Below are 17,329 nucleotides of genomic sequence, written 5' to 3'. Positions count from 1 at the left end.
GCGTTAAGCGCTCTGTGATACAGGTTCATCTACAGGGATAAGGGTGGCTATTTTATTATTTAGTGCACGACTAATAACGCTTTGCACTAATTTTTCACAGCCTCCACAGCCAGTACTTGCTTTAGTGGTTTGCTGTACATCACTTAAATCGTTACAGCCTTGCATAACAGCGTGTTCAATGGTGTGTTTTGTAACCTTGTGGCACGCACAAATAATGGCATCACTTGGTAAATCATCAGCGCTTAGCTCACCGGTTTCTCCTGCAAGCGGCATTATTAAAGACTCTGCGGGCACACTAAGCTCTATACTATTTAAGTGATACTGCAATAAGTTATCGTATTCGCTGGTATCGCCAACAAGTACAGCACCTATGAGTTTATTACCTTGCTCATTAGTGACTACTTTTTTGTAAATACCGTTTGGCTGATCTTCAAAGTAATAGCTAATTGCGCCTTCACTGCGTGCATGGGCATCACCAATTGACCCCACTTCAACACCCATTAATTTAAGCTTGGTGCTCATATCGGCGCCGCTAAATTCATCAGTATTGTTTGAATTGTTGTTTAAAGGTGTGTCTGAAGCTGTACTTGAAGAAAGCTGTTTTAAAACATGCCCCGCCGCTACTTTTGCCATAGCGTAGCCCGGTGCTACAAGGCCAAAAATAAAGTTATTCCAAAGGGCGCATTCGCCTATTGCGTATATGTTTTTATCACTCGTTTGGCAATGGTTGTTTATTACAATGCCACCGCGCTCACCTAATTCTAAATTAAACTCGCGAGCTAAATTATCATACGGGCGAATACCGGCTGAAAATACAATCATGTCGGTTTCTAGGGTTTGCCCTCCCTTAAAGCACATTTTATAACGGCTGTTTTCACCTTCAATAATTTGCTCTGTAGCCACTGAGGTATGCACTGTAACGCCGAGCTCGGTAATTTTATTTTTTAGTAACCGCCCACCAGCAGCGTCTATTTGTACGCCCATAAGTTGTGGCGCAAATTCTATTACATGGGTTTGCAAGCCAAGCTGCTTTAACGCATTTGCAGCTTCTAGCCCTAATAAACCGCCACCAATAACCACGCCGACTTTACTACCTTGTGCTGATTTTTTTATGGCGTGTAAATCGTTAATGGTTCTGTAAACTAGGCAATGCTCACGCTCTTTACCAGGGATTGGTGGCACAAATGCAAATGAGCCTGTTGCCAGTATTAGCTTGTCGTACGCAAATAATTCGCCTTTTGAGGTAGTAACCGTTTTTGCATCACGGTTTATATCAACCACTTTAGAATGAGTATGAAAACTGACTTGCCAATCTTGATAGGTTTTACTTGAGGTAAGTGCTAAATCGTCTTCGCTTTTACCTTTAAAAAATGACGAGAGTTGTACGCGGTCATAAGCGAGGCGGTCTTCACCACTGAGCACTGTAATATCAACATTTTTACTATCACCTTGTTGTGATACTAGTTGCTGTACAAAATGATGCCCGACCATTCCGTTTCCTACTACGACAACACGCTGCTTGCTTGGCATTAAAATCACCTGTTTTGTTTAAAGTACTCAATGCATAAATGAGTACTTCAAACGTATAATTTGTTATGTGATTGTTATAGCAATATGCAAGCCAGATATATAAGTATTATATTTCAGCAACTTAACCAGATTGGTGCAGTGAAAAAGAAGTGAAAGCACCACAAGCTGACGCTATTGCACCAACTTGTAACGCTTTAAATTACGAAGGCTAAAATTTAGCACTTACCCACACCCATAGCTTTTGGGTATCGACTTTGCCTGCCGCGCTATCGCCTGCTGAATAATCGGCATATTTAGCGCCTACGGCATACGTTTTATTAATAGGCTTAACGTATTGCACATTAAGCTCTGAGCCTAAATCATCAACCCCATTGACGCTGTCGTTTGCATCAAAGCTGTGATACGCCACTAACCATTTACCGTCAAAGGCTTTACCATTTAAGCTTACATAAGTGTCATCAAGCCCTTGTGCTGGTGTTGCTAAAAACGTATCGGCCCAACCATTAAATTTATGCATTGTGGCAAGCGGCGTAGCAAAACCATAATCGCCATTATCAGAACCCAGTGACTCAATACCGGCTTTTAATGTAACGGTTTCAATACCTAAACCGCCTAAATCAATACCGCCTTCAAACGCATAATAATCAGCGTCAAAATCGCTCATACTCGTTGATGCAGATTGCGTGGCGTACTCAGCTTTGTAGTAAAATTTAATATCGCTGAGCGTTTTATTACCATTAAAAGAAACGCCATAGGTATCTAAGCTGTCATCATCTATTGCGTCGTTACTTAATAAATAACTGTATAAAACCACCTTACCTACGCTTGTTTTAAAACTTGCATTGATAAGGTGATCTGATGAATCAATATCTTTGCTATCTGCAAATATACGGTTGCGCTTACTTATGTAACTATAGTGCAAGTTAATGTCATTAAACGTGTAATTTACTGTTGCAGCATCAAAAGTCTGTCTGTCTTGCCTAAAGCCAACGTGGCCCACAAACCGCTGCCCATCAAGCGCTATTACTTGCCTACCCACTTTAACTGATAAAGCATCTTTCGCGTATTTTATAAAACCCTGATCTACTTCTGTAGTTTCTGGGTCGGCTATTACTGAGTAATTAGTATTTTTACCCAATGTATTATTGTAATCGTCTACACCTAACAGGCTTCGGCTGTCTTCAACTTCAATAAGCGCAGAAAAACCATTCACTTCATCTGTTTTATGAGTAAGGCGTGTACGCAGCGTTAAGCTACTGGCATCTTTTAACGCGTTATCTTGCTCTGCGCTTTCAAAACGCAGTCTAAAGTTAAGATCGGTTTGCGCCGCTTGACTTATTGAAGGCGCAGTTAAGCTACCCAGTATAAAAATAATAGGTAAGTTTTTTTTATGATTTAACATGTTTATCTCTTAATTTTTAATTATGAGTACACACACCAAGGCTATAAATAAACACAACGAAATACTTTTCCAGACTAAAACCGGATCGCGTTTCATTATTGAGTCTTTCGGGGCGGTACTTTTTAAATGTGGATTAGGTTTATTGATATCACTTATAAATTCAGAAAATGCGTGGTATCTGAATTCGGGTTTCGGAGCCAGTGCTTTCATTAAAGCCTGATCTAACCAAAACGGGATATCTGCTCTGTGTTTACGAATACTTGTGTATTGCCAGTGACTATAATCTTTTGGTACCTGATTATGCGCCAGTGGCTGATACGGCAATTTTGAACATAATAATTCGTACGCAACAACGCCTAGCGAAAATAAATCGCTTTTAAAATCGGCGTGCATAGTAATAAGCGTCTCTGGTGCGGTATAATCTACCGTCCCTTGCGGGCAATCATCTGCAATTTGCTTTACTGACTCATCCATAGCCGCAACACTTACCGTGCCGTAATCAATTAATGTTACTTTGCCGTGAGCGTCTATCATCACGTTATCGAGTTTTAAATCGCGGTGCACCATATCCAAGCGCTGAAACGCTCTAAGTGCTTGTACTATTTGTTCAATAATACTGCGCACTTGGGTAATTTCTGGATGCGGCACATCATGCTTCCAATCACTCAGTGTTTGCCCGTCCATGTATTCGCAAATATGATATAAAAATCGGCTTTGCGATTGCGTATTTAAAACTTTCATTACATTGGGATGATTAATACGTTGCCCAACCCAACCTTCTCTTATAAAGCCTTGAAGGTAGTGCACATCGTCTTCAAAATTTACCGAAGGCGCTTTTAATACAACAGGCGGCGTATCGGGTGTTTGTTGCACTAAATAAATGTGCGAGCGGCTACTAGCGTGTAATTCACGGATAACAGTAAAGTCATCAATTTTTTGGCCAACCTTTAACGGTGGCGGAATCTTCCGCCTAGTTAAAGAGTGATATAACTCGTCTAAATTTTGTTTTGCAATACTATTCACTTTTACAAGTAAGCAGCTTACGTTGTCGTTACTGCCTCTTGTTATGGCAAGCTCTGTCACTGCTTTTGCTGCGTGCTCTAAATTAGTATGCTCATCAATTAGCTTTTGTATATCACTGTATGGCAACACATCGTGTACACCATCGCAGGTAAGGATATAAATATCATCAGCTTTAAGTTCAACTTCGTATACATCAATTTCTTGATGAAGTTGTGCGCCTAAAGCTCGCGTTAGGGTATCGTTTACTTTATGGTCGCGTGTTATTGCTTCCATACTTTTTGCACGTAAACGCGTAATTCGGGTATCACCTAAATGAAAAATATAACCCGTGGCCGATTTTAAAATAAGCGCTGTAAACGTGGTCATCCAATCTGCTTGGCGCTGGCCAAGGTGATTGTAGTTAACCGATTGCGAATACAGCCACTGATTTAAACTGGCCAATACCTTAGATACCGACTTTTTAACGGCCCAACTTGGTGGTGTATTTAAATACTCATTTATAAAGTGCGTTACCGATAACTGTGACGCTTGTTTGGCATTTTTTGCTGATGAGCACCCATCGGCCAAGCAGGCAATAACCCCTTTTGACTCTTTTTCTTGCGCTTGAGTATTAAGGGCAGCAAACGCATCTTGGTTTTCGGTTTTTATACCTTTGCTGCTATAGCCACCAAACTCTACGTTGAGTTCGTTTTTAAGTGCGCTGGCTTTTTGGGTTTCATCAAACATAAGGTTGCCTTAAGTCACAGAAATCAGTTCAACGGTGCCATCTTCGTTTACTTCTGTGATATGGCCATCGGGTTCTTTCATAAATAACAAAGCACCTAAACCTAACAATGCGCTTGCCGCGATAATCATAAAGAATGTTTGGTAATCAACTAATGAAAGCGCCGTTAAATATACAACAGCTCCGACATTACCGTACGCTCCCGTCATACCTGCAATTTGCCCAGTTAAACGGCGTTTAATTAGTGGCACAGCGGCAAATACAGCCCCTTCCCCTGCTTGCACAAAGAACGAACACGCCATGGCAGCGGCAACTGCAAGCCAAAGCGGCCAGCTAGCATCAACTAAACCCATAACAAAATAACCTACAGCTAAGCCGGTGGTAAGTACAATCAGTGTTTTACGACGACCCATTCTATCTGAGATCCAACCACCACCAGGACGAGAGGCTAAGTTCATAAATGCATAGGCTGATGCAAGTAAACCTGCGTACACCATATCAAGGCCAAATACTTCCATAAAAAATAATGGCAACATAGATACAACGGCAAGCTCTGAGCCAAATGTTGTAAAGTACAGAACATTTAAAACAGCCACTTGCTTAAATTCGTAACGATGTGATTCTGGAACAGGTTGTTTAAAAATATGGCCGTTTATGTCATACGTTTTATACACTTCGTAAAGATAAAGCAGCACCAAAAATACATATGTACCAATAACAAAACTTTCAGAAAGTAAGCTTGCGCCCGATGGCGAAAGCTTCCATGTCAGTAGTGCTAAAGCACCGTACATAGGTAGCTTCATTATAAGAAGTAATACAAAGTCGCCTTTGCTGGTTACTTCCATTGCCCCGACTTTTTTAGGCTTAAAGTACGTGCCACCTTTAGGTGTGTCCGATACATTTAAATACCAAATAACACCAAAAATTACGCTTAACACTCCCGTTAAGCCAATCGCATAGCGCCAACCATCGTCACCGCCAAACATAAGCGCTAATACTGGTAATAGCATTGCGGCTGCCGCCGAGCCAAAGTTACCCCAGCCGCCGTAAATACCTTCGGCTGTACCCAACTCGTTTGCCGGGAACCACTCGCTCACCATGCGAATACCAACAACAAAACCCGCACCAATAAAACCAAGTGCAAAACGGGCAATAGCGGCTTGCTCAAATGTGGTCGCCATCGCAAACATAAAACACGGGATACTACATAAAATGAGTAGAGCTGCGTATACAATACGCGGGCCAAATTTATCGGTTAGCATACCTACTACAACACGCGCCGGAATAGTTAAGGCAACATTTAAAATAAGCAGTGTTTTTACTTGTGCCATAGTAATACCTAGCGAACCCGCTATAGCACCTAATAATGGTGCATGGTTAAACCAGACAAAAAACGAAATAAAAAACACCATCCAGCTTAAATGCAGTATTTTCATTTTTCCGCTAAACGATATGAGATTAAACCCAGTACTCGGTTGCATGTTATTTTTTCCTTGTAACGATTATTGTTTTAAGCAGTACATACTACTTTGGTAGCATATATACCGCGCCAGTTGTTAAATTAACGTTAACCACATTCAGCAATTACCAAGCCAACAATTAATAACTAACAAATTCAGCTGGTTACAATTTTCTTTATTGATAGTAATTTTCCTTTGCACTATTTAAGTAGCAGCAATGGGCGTTAACAGTGCAAAGATTTTTAAAGCTTTACTTGCTCTGAGTTTTAACTACTTGGTATTGTTACAAAAAAATTTGAGCGCACATTTATGCAAAAACCGCCTTTATCTTATCAGCAGCAATTACGTTATTCTCGCCACATTATGCTTGTACAACTTGATATAGATGGACAAGAAAAACTGTGGCAATCTCATGCGCTTATAGTGGGTTTAGGCGGTTTAGGCTGCCCGGTTGCACAGTACTTAGCAGCATCAGGAGTAGGAACATTAACCCTTGTTGATAACGATGTAGTTGATGCGACAAACTTGCAAAGGCAGGTGCTTTACAAACAAACAGATGTAGGTAGCTTAAAAACACACGCAGCTAAAGCACAGTTAACCAGCTTAAATGATGAAATAGATATACATACAATTGATGCTTTTTTAGATAAAGACTTTGCACTTAATACGCTATTAAACACTGTTGATGTAGTTATAGATTGCTCTGACAACTTAGCCACGCGAAACCTACTCAATAGCGCCTGCTATAATACCAACACGCCATTAGTATCGGGCTCTGCAATTAGAATGGAAGGCCAAGTTGCCTGTTTTACCATGGCACAAAATAGCCATTGTTATGGGTGCTTATCTCAGTTATTTAGTGAGCAAACACAAAGCTGCTCAGAATCGGGGGTCCTTTCCCCAATTGTAGGGTTAATTGGCAGTATTCAAGCAACTGAGGCACTTAAATTATTAGCTGGCTTGCCTAGTAAACTTACTGAACAACTATTACTGGTGGATGGGCTTAGCATGGAGTTTAACCGCTTTAACATTACAAAAAATAAGCATTGCGCGGTGTGTGGAGCTTAATTAGTCTCTAGGTTATTAATGCTAACGTACAGTAGCTCACCTTTATTTACCTCATTTTGCTGCCACTGGCGTTTTGATGCGGTGCAATAAATTAGCTGAGTATCGACGGTAATTGTAAGCTGGTATTGATTATTAATAAGCTTGGCGTGTTCAAATACACCTATGAGAACATTACAGTCACTCGTAGCACCAGGCTTAGCTTTGCTGCAAGTAATTTGCGCGCTTTCTACTATTAACTTTTGGTTTTTCTTAATGTGCTCAGGCGCTACATATAAGCTCTGATTACTGTTGTTTAGTGTAAGTTTGTATACCTGAAAATTTTCATCAAATTGTTGATTGCTATAATTTAATACGCTTAACGGCGTTTGGTTGTAGCTTGCATAAATAGCATTGGCAACTTGCTGTGCATTACCCTGCGCTAGCACTTTACCTTTAACTATGTGTAACAGGGTATCACTGCAAAAAAGTAGCTCTTTTAAAGAGTGACTCACAATTATGAATTTAATGGCGTGCTGCTTATTTAGCTCTTGTACTGCGCTAAGCATATTAAAGCGAGTGTGCCAATCTAGTGCGCTAAAGGGCTCATCAAGCAATATAACCGATTGGCCGCTTAAAAGTGTTCTGCCAAAAATAACGCGCTGTTGCTCACCGCCGGATAAGCCCGATACATCACGATTTAATAATGGCTCTAAGTTTAAAAGCGCGCTAACCCGCTCAAGAGTTAAAGTGGTTGATTTGTTTTTACAATGCTTTTGCGTAAATTGCAAGTTACCCAAAACATTTAAATGCGGGAACAACGGGCACGACTGCAGTTGTAAAGTAAGTGCGCGTTTATCAGGCGCTAGATGAGTAATATTTTTATTATTAATATAAACACTGCGTGCACTGTTAAGCCCAGCTATAGCGTGCAACAAGCTTGATTTACCAGAGCCTGATGGCCCAAACACACCTAATATATTAAAGTCATTAATGCTAATATCTACATCAAGATTAAAGCTATCAAAAACTTGCTTACACTGTAATTTAAGCACGATTAGCGGCTCCGTTTATCACGGTTTTATTAAATTTAAATAATAAAACTAAACACGCAAACGAAATTGCAAGAAGCACTAACGACAACTGATGCGCAGCACCATAGTTTAACGATTCAACATGATCATAAAGCGCAATAGATACCACTTGTGTTTCGCCTTGAATATTTCCGCCTATCATTAATACTAATCCAAATTCGCCCAATGTATGGGCAAAACCCAACGCAAATGCACTGCCTATGCTGGGCTTTAATAAAGGCAGCGTTAAATAAAAAAAACGCTTAACTGGGCTGATCCCAAGCGCTACCGCGGCCTGATTATACGTTGTATTTATTTGTTTAAAACCCGCAAGTAAAGGCTGCATTACAAAAGGCAATGAATAAAATAACGAGCCTATAACCACACCTTGAAAACTAAACGCAAGCTGAGTACCGGTTAACCAAAACCAAAACTGGCCAAACGCATGGGTTGGCGAAAACAACACCAATAAATAAAACCCCATTAATGTAGGAGGCAGCACTAACGGCATTGCAATAAGCGCCTCTAAAATAGGTTTAAGCCTACCCTTATAGCTTGCCAGTTTCCATGCAAGGGGGATACACAGCACAAGTAAAATGGCTGAGGTTATAAAGGCAAGCTTTATGGTTAGCCAAAGCGCGGTTACATCACTTGCTAACATGTGTTTCCTTTGTTTTATAGCCTTCAGTTTGCAGCACTTTGGCAGTACTTGGCTGGGTTATAAATGCCATAAATTGCTCGGCCGCTGCTAAGTGGCGGCTTGCACTTATAATAACCCCTTGTTGCGTAATTTCTGGATATTGATTGATTGGCACAAGCTCATAATTTAAGTATTTTTTATCATTATTTTTTTTATAAGCCGCCTTTAGGGTAGATAAAGCCACTAAGCCCTTAGCCGCATTACCGGTTTCTACAAACTGAAATGCATGGGTAATATTATTTGCATACACAAACTCATACGGTGGTTTCATATAATTTTTAGCGTAATGCGCTGATGACTGCCCATAAGGTGAAAAACGCGGGTTAGCTATCGCTAATTTATTATTTATTGCGCCCATGCTTGGCTGCCACAGCGCTAATAAACCAATGGCATACGTAGTAAGGCTACTTTTTATTGCAAAGCCGTCTTTAATAAGCGCTTGCGGGCGAGCGGCATCGGCTGATAAAAAAATATCGTAAGGCGCACCATGCATTATTTGAGAATGTAATACGCCACTGGAGGCCGCAGAAATTTTTATATTTAAATTTTTAAGCGCTGGGTTTTTTACCAGCGTTTGTAGTACAGGTTTAAAATTACTTGCTACCGCTATGTGTAGTGTTTCTTTAGCGTGCAAGGGATTACTCAATACAGCTAAAAGTAATAACAAATAACCACACCATGTATTGTAAAGCTTTAACATTATAAGTATTGTTTTAAAAATCAGACACATTATAAAAAACAATATATATGAACGATGTATGCAATGCACCTGGTTTATTACCAGTAGAAACAGCAATTAAAAATATGCTCAGCGCAATTAGCTTTAATAAAGGCGCACAAACACTCTCAATAATGCAAAGTGTTGGTCGCATTTTAGCTGATGACGTTAGATCAAGTATTAATGTACCCGCTCATGATAATTCAGCAATGGACGGGTATGCTTTATGTATTAGCGAAGGCCTAAGAACGTATAAACAAATAGGCAGTGTTTTTGCGGGGCAAACGTTTAAAAACACCTTAACGCCAGGCCAGTGTGTAAGAATTATGACCGGCGCTGCCCTACCGCCTGGCGCTAATGCGGTAGTTATGCAAGAAAACGCGACTGCGAATAATGACGAAATAACATTTACAGGCAACATTGAGCTTAATGCTAACGTACGTTTTGCTGGTGAAGACATAGCCGCTAACAGTGTTGTTTTAAAAGCAGGTAGAAAGCTAAAAGGCGTAGATGTAGGTTTACTTGCCTCTATTGGCATTAACCAAGTAAGTGTATATGAAAAGCTAAAAGTCGCTGTTTTTTCTACAGGTGACGAACTTATAGAACCTGGTAATGCGCTGCCAGCTGGCGCTATTTATGAGAGCAATCGGGCTGTAATAATTAGTGAACTTAACGATCAAAACATTGAAGTAATTGATTTTGGAATCATTCCCGATGATAAAACCCTCATTAAAAACACCTTTGTAAAAGCCAATGAGCAAGCAGATGCCGTAATTAGCTCTGGCGGTGTATCGGTCGGCGAAGCTGATTTTACAAAAGAAGTGTTAAACGAAATTGGTGACATTCATTTTTGGAAAATAGCCATGAAACCAGGCAAACCTTTTGCCTTTGGTAAATTACCTAATAGCTACTTTTTTGGTTTACCGGGCAATCCTGTATCTGCAGCCGTTACACTTGAGCGACTTGTAAAACCCGCGCTTACTAAACTCTCTGGTAACGAGCATAAAGCTAAGTTACGTTTAAAAGCAGTAACAACTGCACAAATTAAAAAACGCCCTGGCCGCACTGACTTTCAACGTGGTATTGCCCATAACGACGAGCACAATAACCTTGTTGTAAGCCCTGTTGTAAAACAAGGCTCTGGCGTACTTTCTTCATTGAGTAAAGCCAATTGCTTAATTGTTGTACCTGCCAAAAGTGGCAATATCGCAGAAGGTGAAACCGTGGAAATAGAGCTGTTATAACTTAGCCTTAAATGTAAAAAAGCCCAATAAACGCTTACGTTTATTAGGCTTTTTTATAGATAAAGTAAGTTTAAAGCAAATTAAAATACAGACTCAAAATCCCCGTTAGGAAATAACACCCCAGGAATACCACGTACTGCTGTTACATCCGCTATTTTAGTATCACCTACATATAAACCGCCGCTGTAATTACTACCCGACTGTTTTACATCAAGCCAGCGACCGTTTTCACCTTTTGCAGTTAAACTAATATTGCTATTTACTTCTCTAATGCGTAAATCTAGCGCTTTTTGCTGTATGCTAACAAACACATCTGTGCTCGTAAGCTGCGATAAATCAACCACATCGCCAACATAAGCTAAGCTAAAGTCACTCGCTCCACCTAAGGGTAAAGCAAGCTCTAAACCAAACATTAAATCATCATTTTCATCGCCTGTTAGCGGCGAAGCCTCAAGCGCAGTAATATGAAAAGGTGTTGTTTGAATATCACTTTGAAACTGCCCTGAAAAATCAAACGCAGATAAAGAGGTCACTTCTTCTGCAAACGCAGAAACAAAGCGTTCTATATCTAAGGACAACTCACCTGAAAGCTCTCCCGACTGCTTAGTAATCACTACATCAGTTGTAATATTAGCAATGCCAGTTTGCGCATCAGGGAGTAACTCACTTTGGCTATCTATACCATCAAACTCAACCAATAATTCGCTTACATCTACATTTAAGCTGGTATCGCCATTAATGACAGACGCACTCATTACTCCTTCAATTTTATCGCCAAGTACACCACTTACTCTAAAGGTTGGAATAGACATATCAATATTGACGGGTAAACCATCGTAAGTGCCCGTAATTGCCCACTCATAAGGTGACGTTGAATAAGTAATATCAAGTTCGCGAAGCGTGTACTGCCCTTCGCTCGCTGACACCTCAGCAAGTGGCGAGTAGTTAATTAAAACCTCGTTAATAACATTAGTAAGCACTGTAATTGCCTGCTGTGTATCATCATCCAGCGCACTCTCTAACTCAACCAGTTTTGCATCTAAGTCATCTGCGTAGGTTGAATCTTGTAAACGTACTACACCGAGCGCATCTCTTACGTCTTCAAGTAATTCACGCGACTCTAGCTGTTGTTCGATTTGCGTTTTTTGTTGCCAATTTTTATAGGTTGTTACACTGGCAACCGTTTGTTTAACCTGCCCTGCTACACTTTGGATTAGGCCATTACCTTGCTCGCTATAAAGGTTATCTGCAAGATATTGATCCGCTATGCTACTGTATGTTTGCCATGCACTCGTATCTGTTTGCTCAGTAATGAAATCATCAAACGCTGTTGATAAATCAAAGCCCTCAACTGATACACCTGCAACAATAGCACCATAGGTAAATGCATTAGCAACAATTTCAGCCTCTAATGTGTTGCTTAAATTGCTATGTGTTAGCTGATAAAATGGGCTTGCAGCCAAACTTGCAAGCGTTGCATCATAGTTGTTCTCAGTAATAACGCTGCTCATTGGCGAGAAAAACACTTCATTCACACCCGGTGCAACATACGCGCGTGCCGCGTAATTTAAACTCACACCTGTTATTTCTTCAAAATCAATTATGCGGTTTTCATTTAAATCGTTAACATCACCGCGTAGTGTTCTGCCACAACCTGTAAAACGTGGGCACGGCAGTGCGCTATCATCAGGAACGAACTCAAATGTATAAAAATTAAGTGGCGATACGCTTACACTTGCAGTGTTAATATTATCAACAGCAACCGAGTCAATCACATTGCCCTGGCTATCTAATTGGTTAAGCGTGCCTTTAGCTGATTGCCACTGTGGCACATAAAAGTTTACTGTAGAGGTAGATGCTACGCTAATTACAACCGCTTCATCTTCATTACTATCTGAAGAACCGCCACAGCCACTTATTGCTAAAGCAACCGATAAAGGTAAAAGTTTTTTAAACATCTGCATTCCTTAAAACTTAATGTTCATGTACCAATTTACATTCGCATAATAAGCTTTATCTAAATCTAAGCTGTCGGTTTGTAAATTAAGTCCAAAATACTCGTTTTCAATACCAACTAAAAACGCTTCGCTTTTTGTTTCATACCCTGCTTGCACTTTCCAATGATCCCAAAAATGAACGCGCCCCTTTAATTGACTAAAGGTGTCTTCATCGTATTGTTTAATGGTTAGCACTGTTGAATAACGTTGATTAATTCTATAATCGGCAAATGCTGCAATGCGCATTTCCATATCAAGAGTGTGTGACTGTGTATTACCAAACGCCGATGTTTGTAATGATACAGTAGGCGTAGATGTCACATCGCCATTTTCATCTTCGCTAAACGGGATCTCTGTTGTTTGCCCTTTTACAGAGCCTGTGTCGTCATAGTCGGTTTTATAGAGTAAGTCTTTTACACTTAAGCCTACTTTTAGCTCATCATTTACTTGCCAATCAGCAAATATATCTAGGCTATAACCTAAACCCTCTGGGTTGTTTGAAGGTGTAAACTCTTTAAATAAAATATCTTTCGAAAAGTTATAATCGGCGGTAATACTGCCTTCAACTTCATCACTAAAAATACGGCCATCTACTGAGGCATCTTGAAAATGAGTGCTGGCAAAAACAGACAGTTTAGGCGTAATGGTTAATGCATTTTTATCTAAAAATTTAAAGTCATAAGAAACAAACATACCATTAGAGGTAACTTGCTTAGCATCTAGTTGGTATCTATAAAAACGATCTTCAAAGGGTAAGTCGTTTTTTTCTAAATAAGTGTAAAGTGCTGTGTCTGGGTCAAAATTAAGTACGTAATCATATCGGCTTTGCAGGCCTACTTTAAAGTTTCCGTAACCAACCCCAACTTCAAAAATATTATAGGTAAATGCGCTATCGCCTGATTTAATAGGCGCGTCAAAATCATCTATAAATGCTTGTACAGGTTGTGCTTCAGTGTAAATTTCTGCGTCAAAGTGAGTAAATATTTGAAATTGATTATTAGCAGTAGCTAGAGGTGAAAGTAGAGCAGTTGAAAATCCTAACAAGAGAATTTTTTTTTTCATAATTTAATCGCTTTCTATAAAAAAAGGGAAAAGCGCACAGCTTTTCCCTTTAATAGTTTAAGTATTAGTTAGATGAGTCAATTAAAGTCACATCTGTGTACTCAATTACTTCATCATCAATATAAGTAATTGAAACACCGTTTGTTACTTTAGTGGCTGTACCAAAGGTCATCATCATGCCATCGTACATCGCTTTAACATCGCCCATGTAACCAGCTGACTCAGAACCCGACATAGACAAGGTGTAACCCATTGCAGCGTCGCCATTTACTTTAATTTCAAGCATGGTCATGTCTTCATCACCACTGCTATCAACCTCAGACATAACGCTAAAGTCTAAATCGCCAGACATACCTGCTAGCTCTAGCATAGCCATGTCTGTCTCTTCCATGCCGCTTAGGTTTAGCGTACCCATAAAGCCTGAGTCGCCGTCCATAATTTCAACACGGTTCCACGCTTGAGTCATAGTTAGTTCAGCGTCATCAACACTATCTGCACTCACATCACCGTCAAACGTAAATACTAAACACGAATCAATTTGTGTAGAGTCAGTAATTGTACCATCTGCAAATGCTTGACACTCTTCAAGTGCATCTGCGGCTACATCACCCGTAACAAGCTCAACAGTTGCATCGCTTTCAGTAGTTAGCATACCGCCCCAAGCAACAACAAGCTGGTCATCTTGATACGCTGCAGACGCTGTGATCATGCTATCTGTAGTCGAGTTTGTAAGCATTAGCGTTAAATCGTCTAGGCTATATTCGTATGCCCACTCAGGGTGTGCAGACGATGTGCCAGAACCAGATTCACCCATGTCGGCAAGCTCTTCAAACACATCAAATAATACTTCAGCTGTGTCGTAAAGTGCATCACCACCGGTACTTGTTAATACCGTCATTGTAGAAAGTGACTCTGATGTTTCTTTAACCGATGCCGTTGCAACCGCAAGCTCAGCTTCTGCTTGAAGGCTAAGCGCTGTTACAAGTTGCTCATTTGCAAGTTCGGCCTGAGTTACAGCAGCTTCAGCCATCATTTCTGCACTTTCAACTAAATCAGCAGCTTCAGCCATATCAGCTTCAGTTACTGCTACAGCTTCATATGCAGTTGCAGCTTCTAATGCTTGTTCAATCGCAAGCTCAAGTGCATCTACAGCAGCAGAAAAATCTGACGCAGCAGTTACCGCAGCATCAACTAATTCAACAGTTGCTTGTGCATCGTCACCCGAGTCAACAGCAGCTTGCGCATCAGCAAGCGCACTTGTTGAAGCAGCTTCAGCAGTATCTGCAGCTGTTTTCTTTTCATCTGCAACATCAGCAGTGTTCATCGCAATTTCTTTGGCGGCTTCAACTACAATTTCGTATTCAGTAATAGCGGCTTCTGCATCAAGCACTAATTGTGCTAGTGCTGCATCGTAAGTGCTTACGTTTTCTACTTCTACTAATGCTGATGCCTGTAATGCAGTTGCAGAATCCTCTATGCCTTGGTAGTCAGAACTTTGAGCTACAAGTAAAGACGCAGTGCTAACATAGCCTTGTGCTTTAACATAAATTATGTCTGTCGCAGTAGCTAAATCTGCAGCTTCAGCTTCATTTTCAAGTGCAGCTACTGCCGCAACAAATTCAATTGCAGAGTCTGCATCGGTAATTGCATCACCGCCTAGGGCTTGAACATCAGCAAGCATTCCTTCAGCAGCATCTACCGATGCTTGAAGAGCAGTAAGTTCAGTAGTAGATGCATCAATTTGTGCTGATAAAGCTACAGCTAAATCTGCAAAAAAGTCATCGCCTGCAACACACTCATCGCCAGTACAACCTAGTTCTTCTAATACCGTTTGAACTGCCGTTGCAAGTTCAGCTAGTTCTGCATCAGTTGCTGCACCATTTTTAACTGCGTTATCTTTTGCAGCTTTTGCTTTAGTTGCAATGCCTGCAGAATTTTGTGCGAATGCAGCTATTTCTGCTGCCGAAGGTGCTGGGATCTTAGCCGCATAAGCCGCTTCAAGGGCTGTTTTAATTGCGGCTTCATCACCTGTTGCAATTGCAACAAACACACTCGCGGTACTTCTAACCGCTGCTTGCAGTGTAGCTGCAACGTCGGTTGTGCTTAAAGTACCTGCTTTAATACCCTCTTTAATGCTAGTCATTACTTCGCTAATTGAAGATAAGCCTTGGATAGATGACGACAGCTGAGCTATTGCTAATACACCTTGTGAAAGTGCTTCTTCACCGTCTACATCACTTAAATCAACTGCACCGCCGTTAGATAAGTCACCAATAAGCGCCGACAATAATACAGCTGCATCTGGGCCCATTACTTGAATAACCGTATTTAAGCTTGTTGCTGCAATTGCATCGGCATCAACATCGTCACCAGCTTCAAGCAGGGCTTGAGCAACCAGCGTAGTTAAAAAGGTTACATTCGCTTTAAACGAACGTGCTACGTTTGCATCGCCTGCCGCGCCGCTCGCTTCAGATAAGTCGGCTTCTGCTGCAGCTACATATTTAACAACAGAAAGCTCTAAGTCAGCTTTATACCACTCACCAAACTCAATGTTTGTGTCGCCATCGTTTACGTCATCAGCTTCTGGCGCTTCATCGTAAGTTCCACAACCAACGTAAGCATCACATCTTAAGAAACTATCATCGCCCTCTTCTGAGGTAGTCACTGTAATATATACAGGGCCAGAAAAATCATCTTCTAGGTAAATGCTGTAGCGACCACTATCGTTAGTGATTAGCGCATCAGGGTTACCTGCAATTTTGCTTGCTTCAACAGCTGCGTCTGCGGCATCTTGAGAAGTTGCTTCGCCGGTAAACGTTTCAGCTTCAGCTGAAGCTTCTAATCTAAATGCAACAGGTACACTTTCACCTGATGCATCTAATGTCATTACGCTAACAACGGCACCTTTCATAGCACCTTTAACAGCTTTACCTGTTATTTCTACATTAAATTGAGCGTCATCAGATGATGTTACCGATTCAACGGGAGGAACGTAGGTGTTTCTATCGTTGTCTGAGCCACAACCTGCTAAACCTAATGTTAGTGCAACAGAAGCTGCGATTGGGGTAATTTTAGTCATACGCTGTGCCATTTATTTCTCCTTGATAGCCTGCAATGAGTATCAGAAATTATTTTATTAATATGCATGTGAAAGTTTACAAAAAAACATAAACAGACACACAATAACAACCTTTGTTACTTATAGATTAAAGTAACATTAAGTAATGAGTTTTTGCTACATTTTTATACATTTAAAGTGAATGTTTTTACCACAAATTAAACGACGCTTCTTCATAACCCTTACTATTTTTCAATAACATATGTTAAAAATATTAAGAAGCATCGCTCTAAC

The 17,329-nt window shown here is 40.5% G+C and carries 12 protein-coding genes; 2 read left to right on the top strand and 10 right to left on the bottom strand.

Translation table 11 applies throughout. The features are described 5' to 3' along the window. Positions 1–3: 3 nt before the first annotated feature. From PSH50_RS07925 to PSH50_RS07910, 4 genes are all read right to left on the bottom strand, one after another. Positions 4–1,530: an FAD-dependent oxidoreductase gene (locus PSH50_RS07925; protein ID WP_273609507.1), complete on the bottom strand. Its 1,527-nt coding sequence runs from the start codon at positions 1,528–1,530 to the stop codon at positions 4–6. A gap of 208 nt (positions 1,531–1,738) precedes the next feature. Then, positions 1,739–2,932 (bottom strand): alginate export family protein, encoded by a 1,194-nt coding sequence (locus tag PSH50_RS07920; RefSeq protein WP_273609506.1) that lies wholly within the window; start codon positions 2,930–2,932, stop codon positions 1,739–1,741. Between the two features lie 9 nt (positions 2,933–2,941). Beyond that, positions 2,942–4,681 (bottom strand): bifunctional protein-serine/threonine kinase/phosphatase, encoded by a 1,740-nt coding sequence (locus PSH50_RS07915; RefSeq protein WP_273609505.1) that lies wholly within the window; start codon positions 4,679–4,681, stop codon positions 2,942–2,944. A gap of 9 nt (positions 4,682–4,690) precedes the next feature. Next, the gene (locus PSH50_RS07910; RefSeq protein ID WP_273609504.1) at positions 4,691–6,160 is read right to left on the bottom strand and encodes a NarK family nitrate/nitrite MFS transporter; all 1,470 of its coding nucleotides are present in this window, start codon (positions 6,158–6,160) and stop codon (positions 4,691–4,693) included. A 288-nt stretch (positions 6,161–6,448) separates the two neighbouring features. On the opposite strand from PSH50_RS07910, the gene moeB reads away from it, so the two are divergent. Next, complete coding sequence (gene moeB / locus PSH50_RS07905) at positions 6,449–7,207, top strand: molybdopterin-synthase adenylyltransferase MoeB (RefSeq protein WP_273609503.1); 759 nt, start codon at positions 6,449–6,451, stop codon at positions 7,205–7,207. Here moeB and PSH50_RS07900 read toward each other — a convergent pair. The 3 genes from PSH50_RS07900 to modA are packed head-to-tail and all read right to left on the bottom strand — an operon-like array spanning position 7,204 to position 9,623. Further along, positions 7,204–8,238: an ATP-binding cassette domain-containing protein gene (locus tag PSH50_RS07900; RefSeq protein ID WP_273609502.1), complete on the bottom strand. Its 1,035-nt coding sequence runs from the start codon at positions 8,236–8,238 to the stop codon at positions 7,204–7,206. The genes moeB and PSH50_RS07900 overlap by 4 nt on opposite strands. Beyond that, on the bottom strand, positions 8,231–8,917 hold the full coding sequence (modB, locus tag PSH50_RS07895; RefSeq protein WP_273609501.1) for a molybdate ABC transporter permease subunit: 687 nt from the start codon (positions 8,915–8,917) through the stop codon (positions 8,231–8,233). The genes PSH50_RS07900 and modB overlap by 8 nt, the downstream gene beginning before the upstream one ends. After that, positions 8,904–9,623 carry a molybdate ABC transporter substrate-binding protein gene (gene modA / locus PSH50_RS07890; RefSeq protein WP_273609500.1) on the bottom strand — a complete coding sequence of 240 codons (720 nt, stop codon included), beginning with the start codon at positions 9,621–9,623 and terminating at the stop codon, positions 8,904–8,906. The genes modB and modA overlap by 14 nt, the downstream gene beginning before the upstream one ends. A gap of 80 nt (positions 9,624–9,703) precedes the next feature. Here modA and glp point away from each other — a divergent pair, with 80 nt between their 5' ends. Beyond that, on the top strand, positions 9,704–10,918 hold the full coding sequence (gene glp, locus PSH50_RS07885) for a gephyrin-like molybdotransferase Glp (protein WP_273609499.1): 1,215 nt from the start codon (positions 9,704–9,706) through the stop codon (positions 10,916–10,918). An 80-nt stretch (positions 10,919–10,998) separates the two neighbouring features. On the opposite strand, the gene PSH50_RS07880 is transcribed toward glp, so the two are convergent. The 3 genes from PSH50_RS07880 to PSH50_RS07870 form a co-directional block, all read right to left on the bottom strand. Continuing rightward, positions 10,999–12,876, bottom strand: coding sequence for a hypothetical protein (locus tag PSH50_RS07880; RefSeq protein ID WP_273609498.1), 1,878 nt, complete (start codon positions 12,874–12,876; stop codon positions 10,999–11,001). A gap of 9 nt (positions 12,877–12,885) precedes the next feature. Beyond that, a complete protein-coding gene (locus PSH50_RS07875; RefSeq protein ID WP_273609497.1) occupies positions 12,886–13,977 on the bottom strand; it encodes a hypothetical protein in 1,092 nt (363 codons plus the stop codon). A 64-nt stretch (positions 13,978–14,041) separates the two neighbouring features. Continuing rightward, complete coding sequence (locus tag PSH50_RS07870) at positions 14,042–17,068, bottom strand: hypothetical protein (RefSeq protein WP_273609496.1); 3,027 nt, start codon at positions 17,066–17,068, stop codon at positions 14,042–14,044. Between the last annotated feature and the right edge of the window lie 261 nt (positions 17,069–17,329).

It is taken from the genome of Pseudoalteromonas sp. Angola-7 (assembly GCF_028599255.1).
Lineage (GTDB): Bacteria > Pseudomonadota > Gammaproteobacteria > Enterobacterales > Alteromonadaceae > Pseudoalteromonas > Pseudoalteromonas atlantica.
Note: the sequence above shows the minus strand (reverse complement) of the source record. Positions and strands in the feature narration are given on the sequence as shown.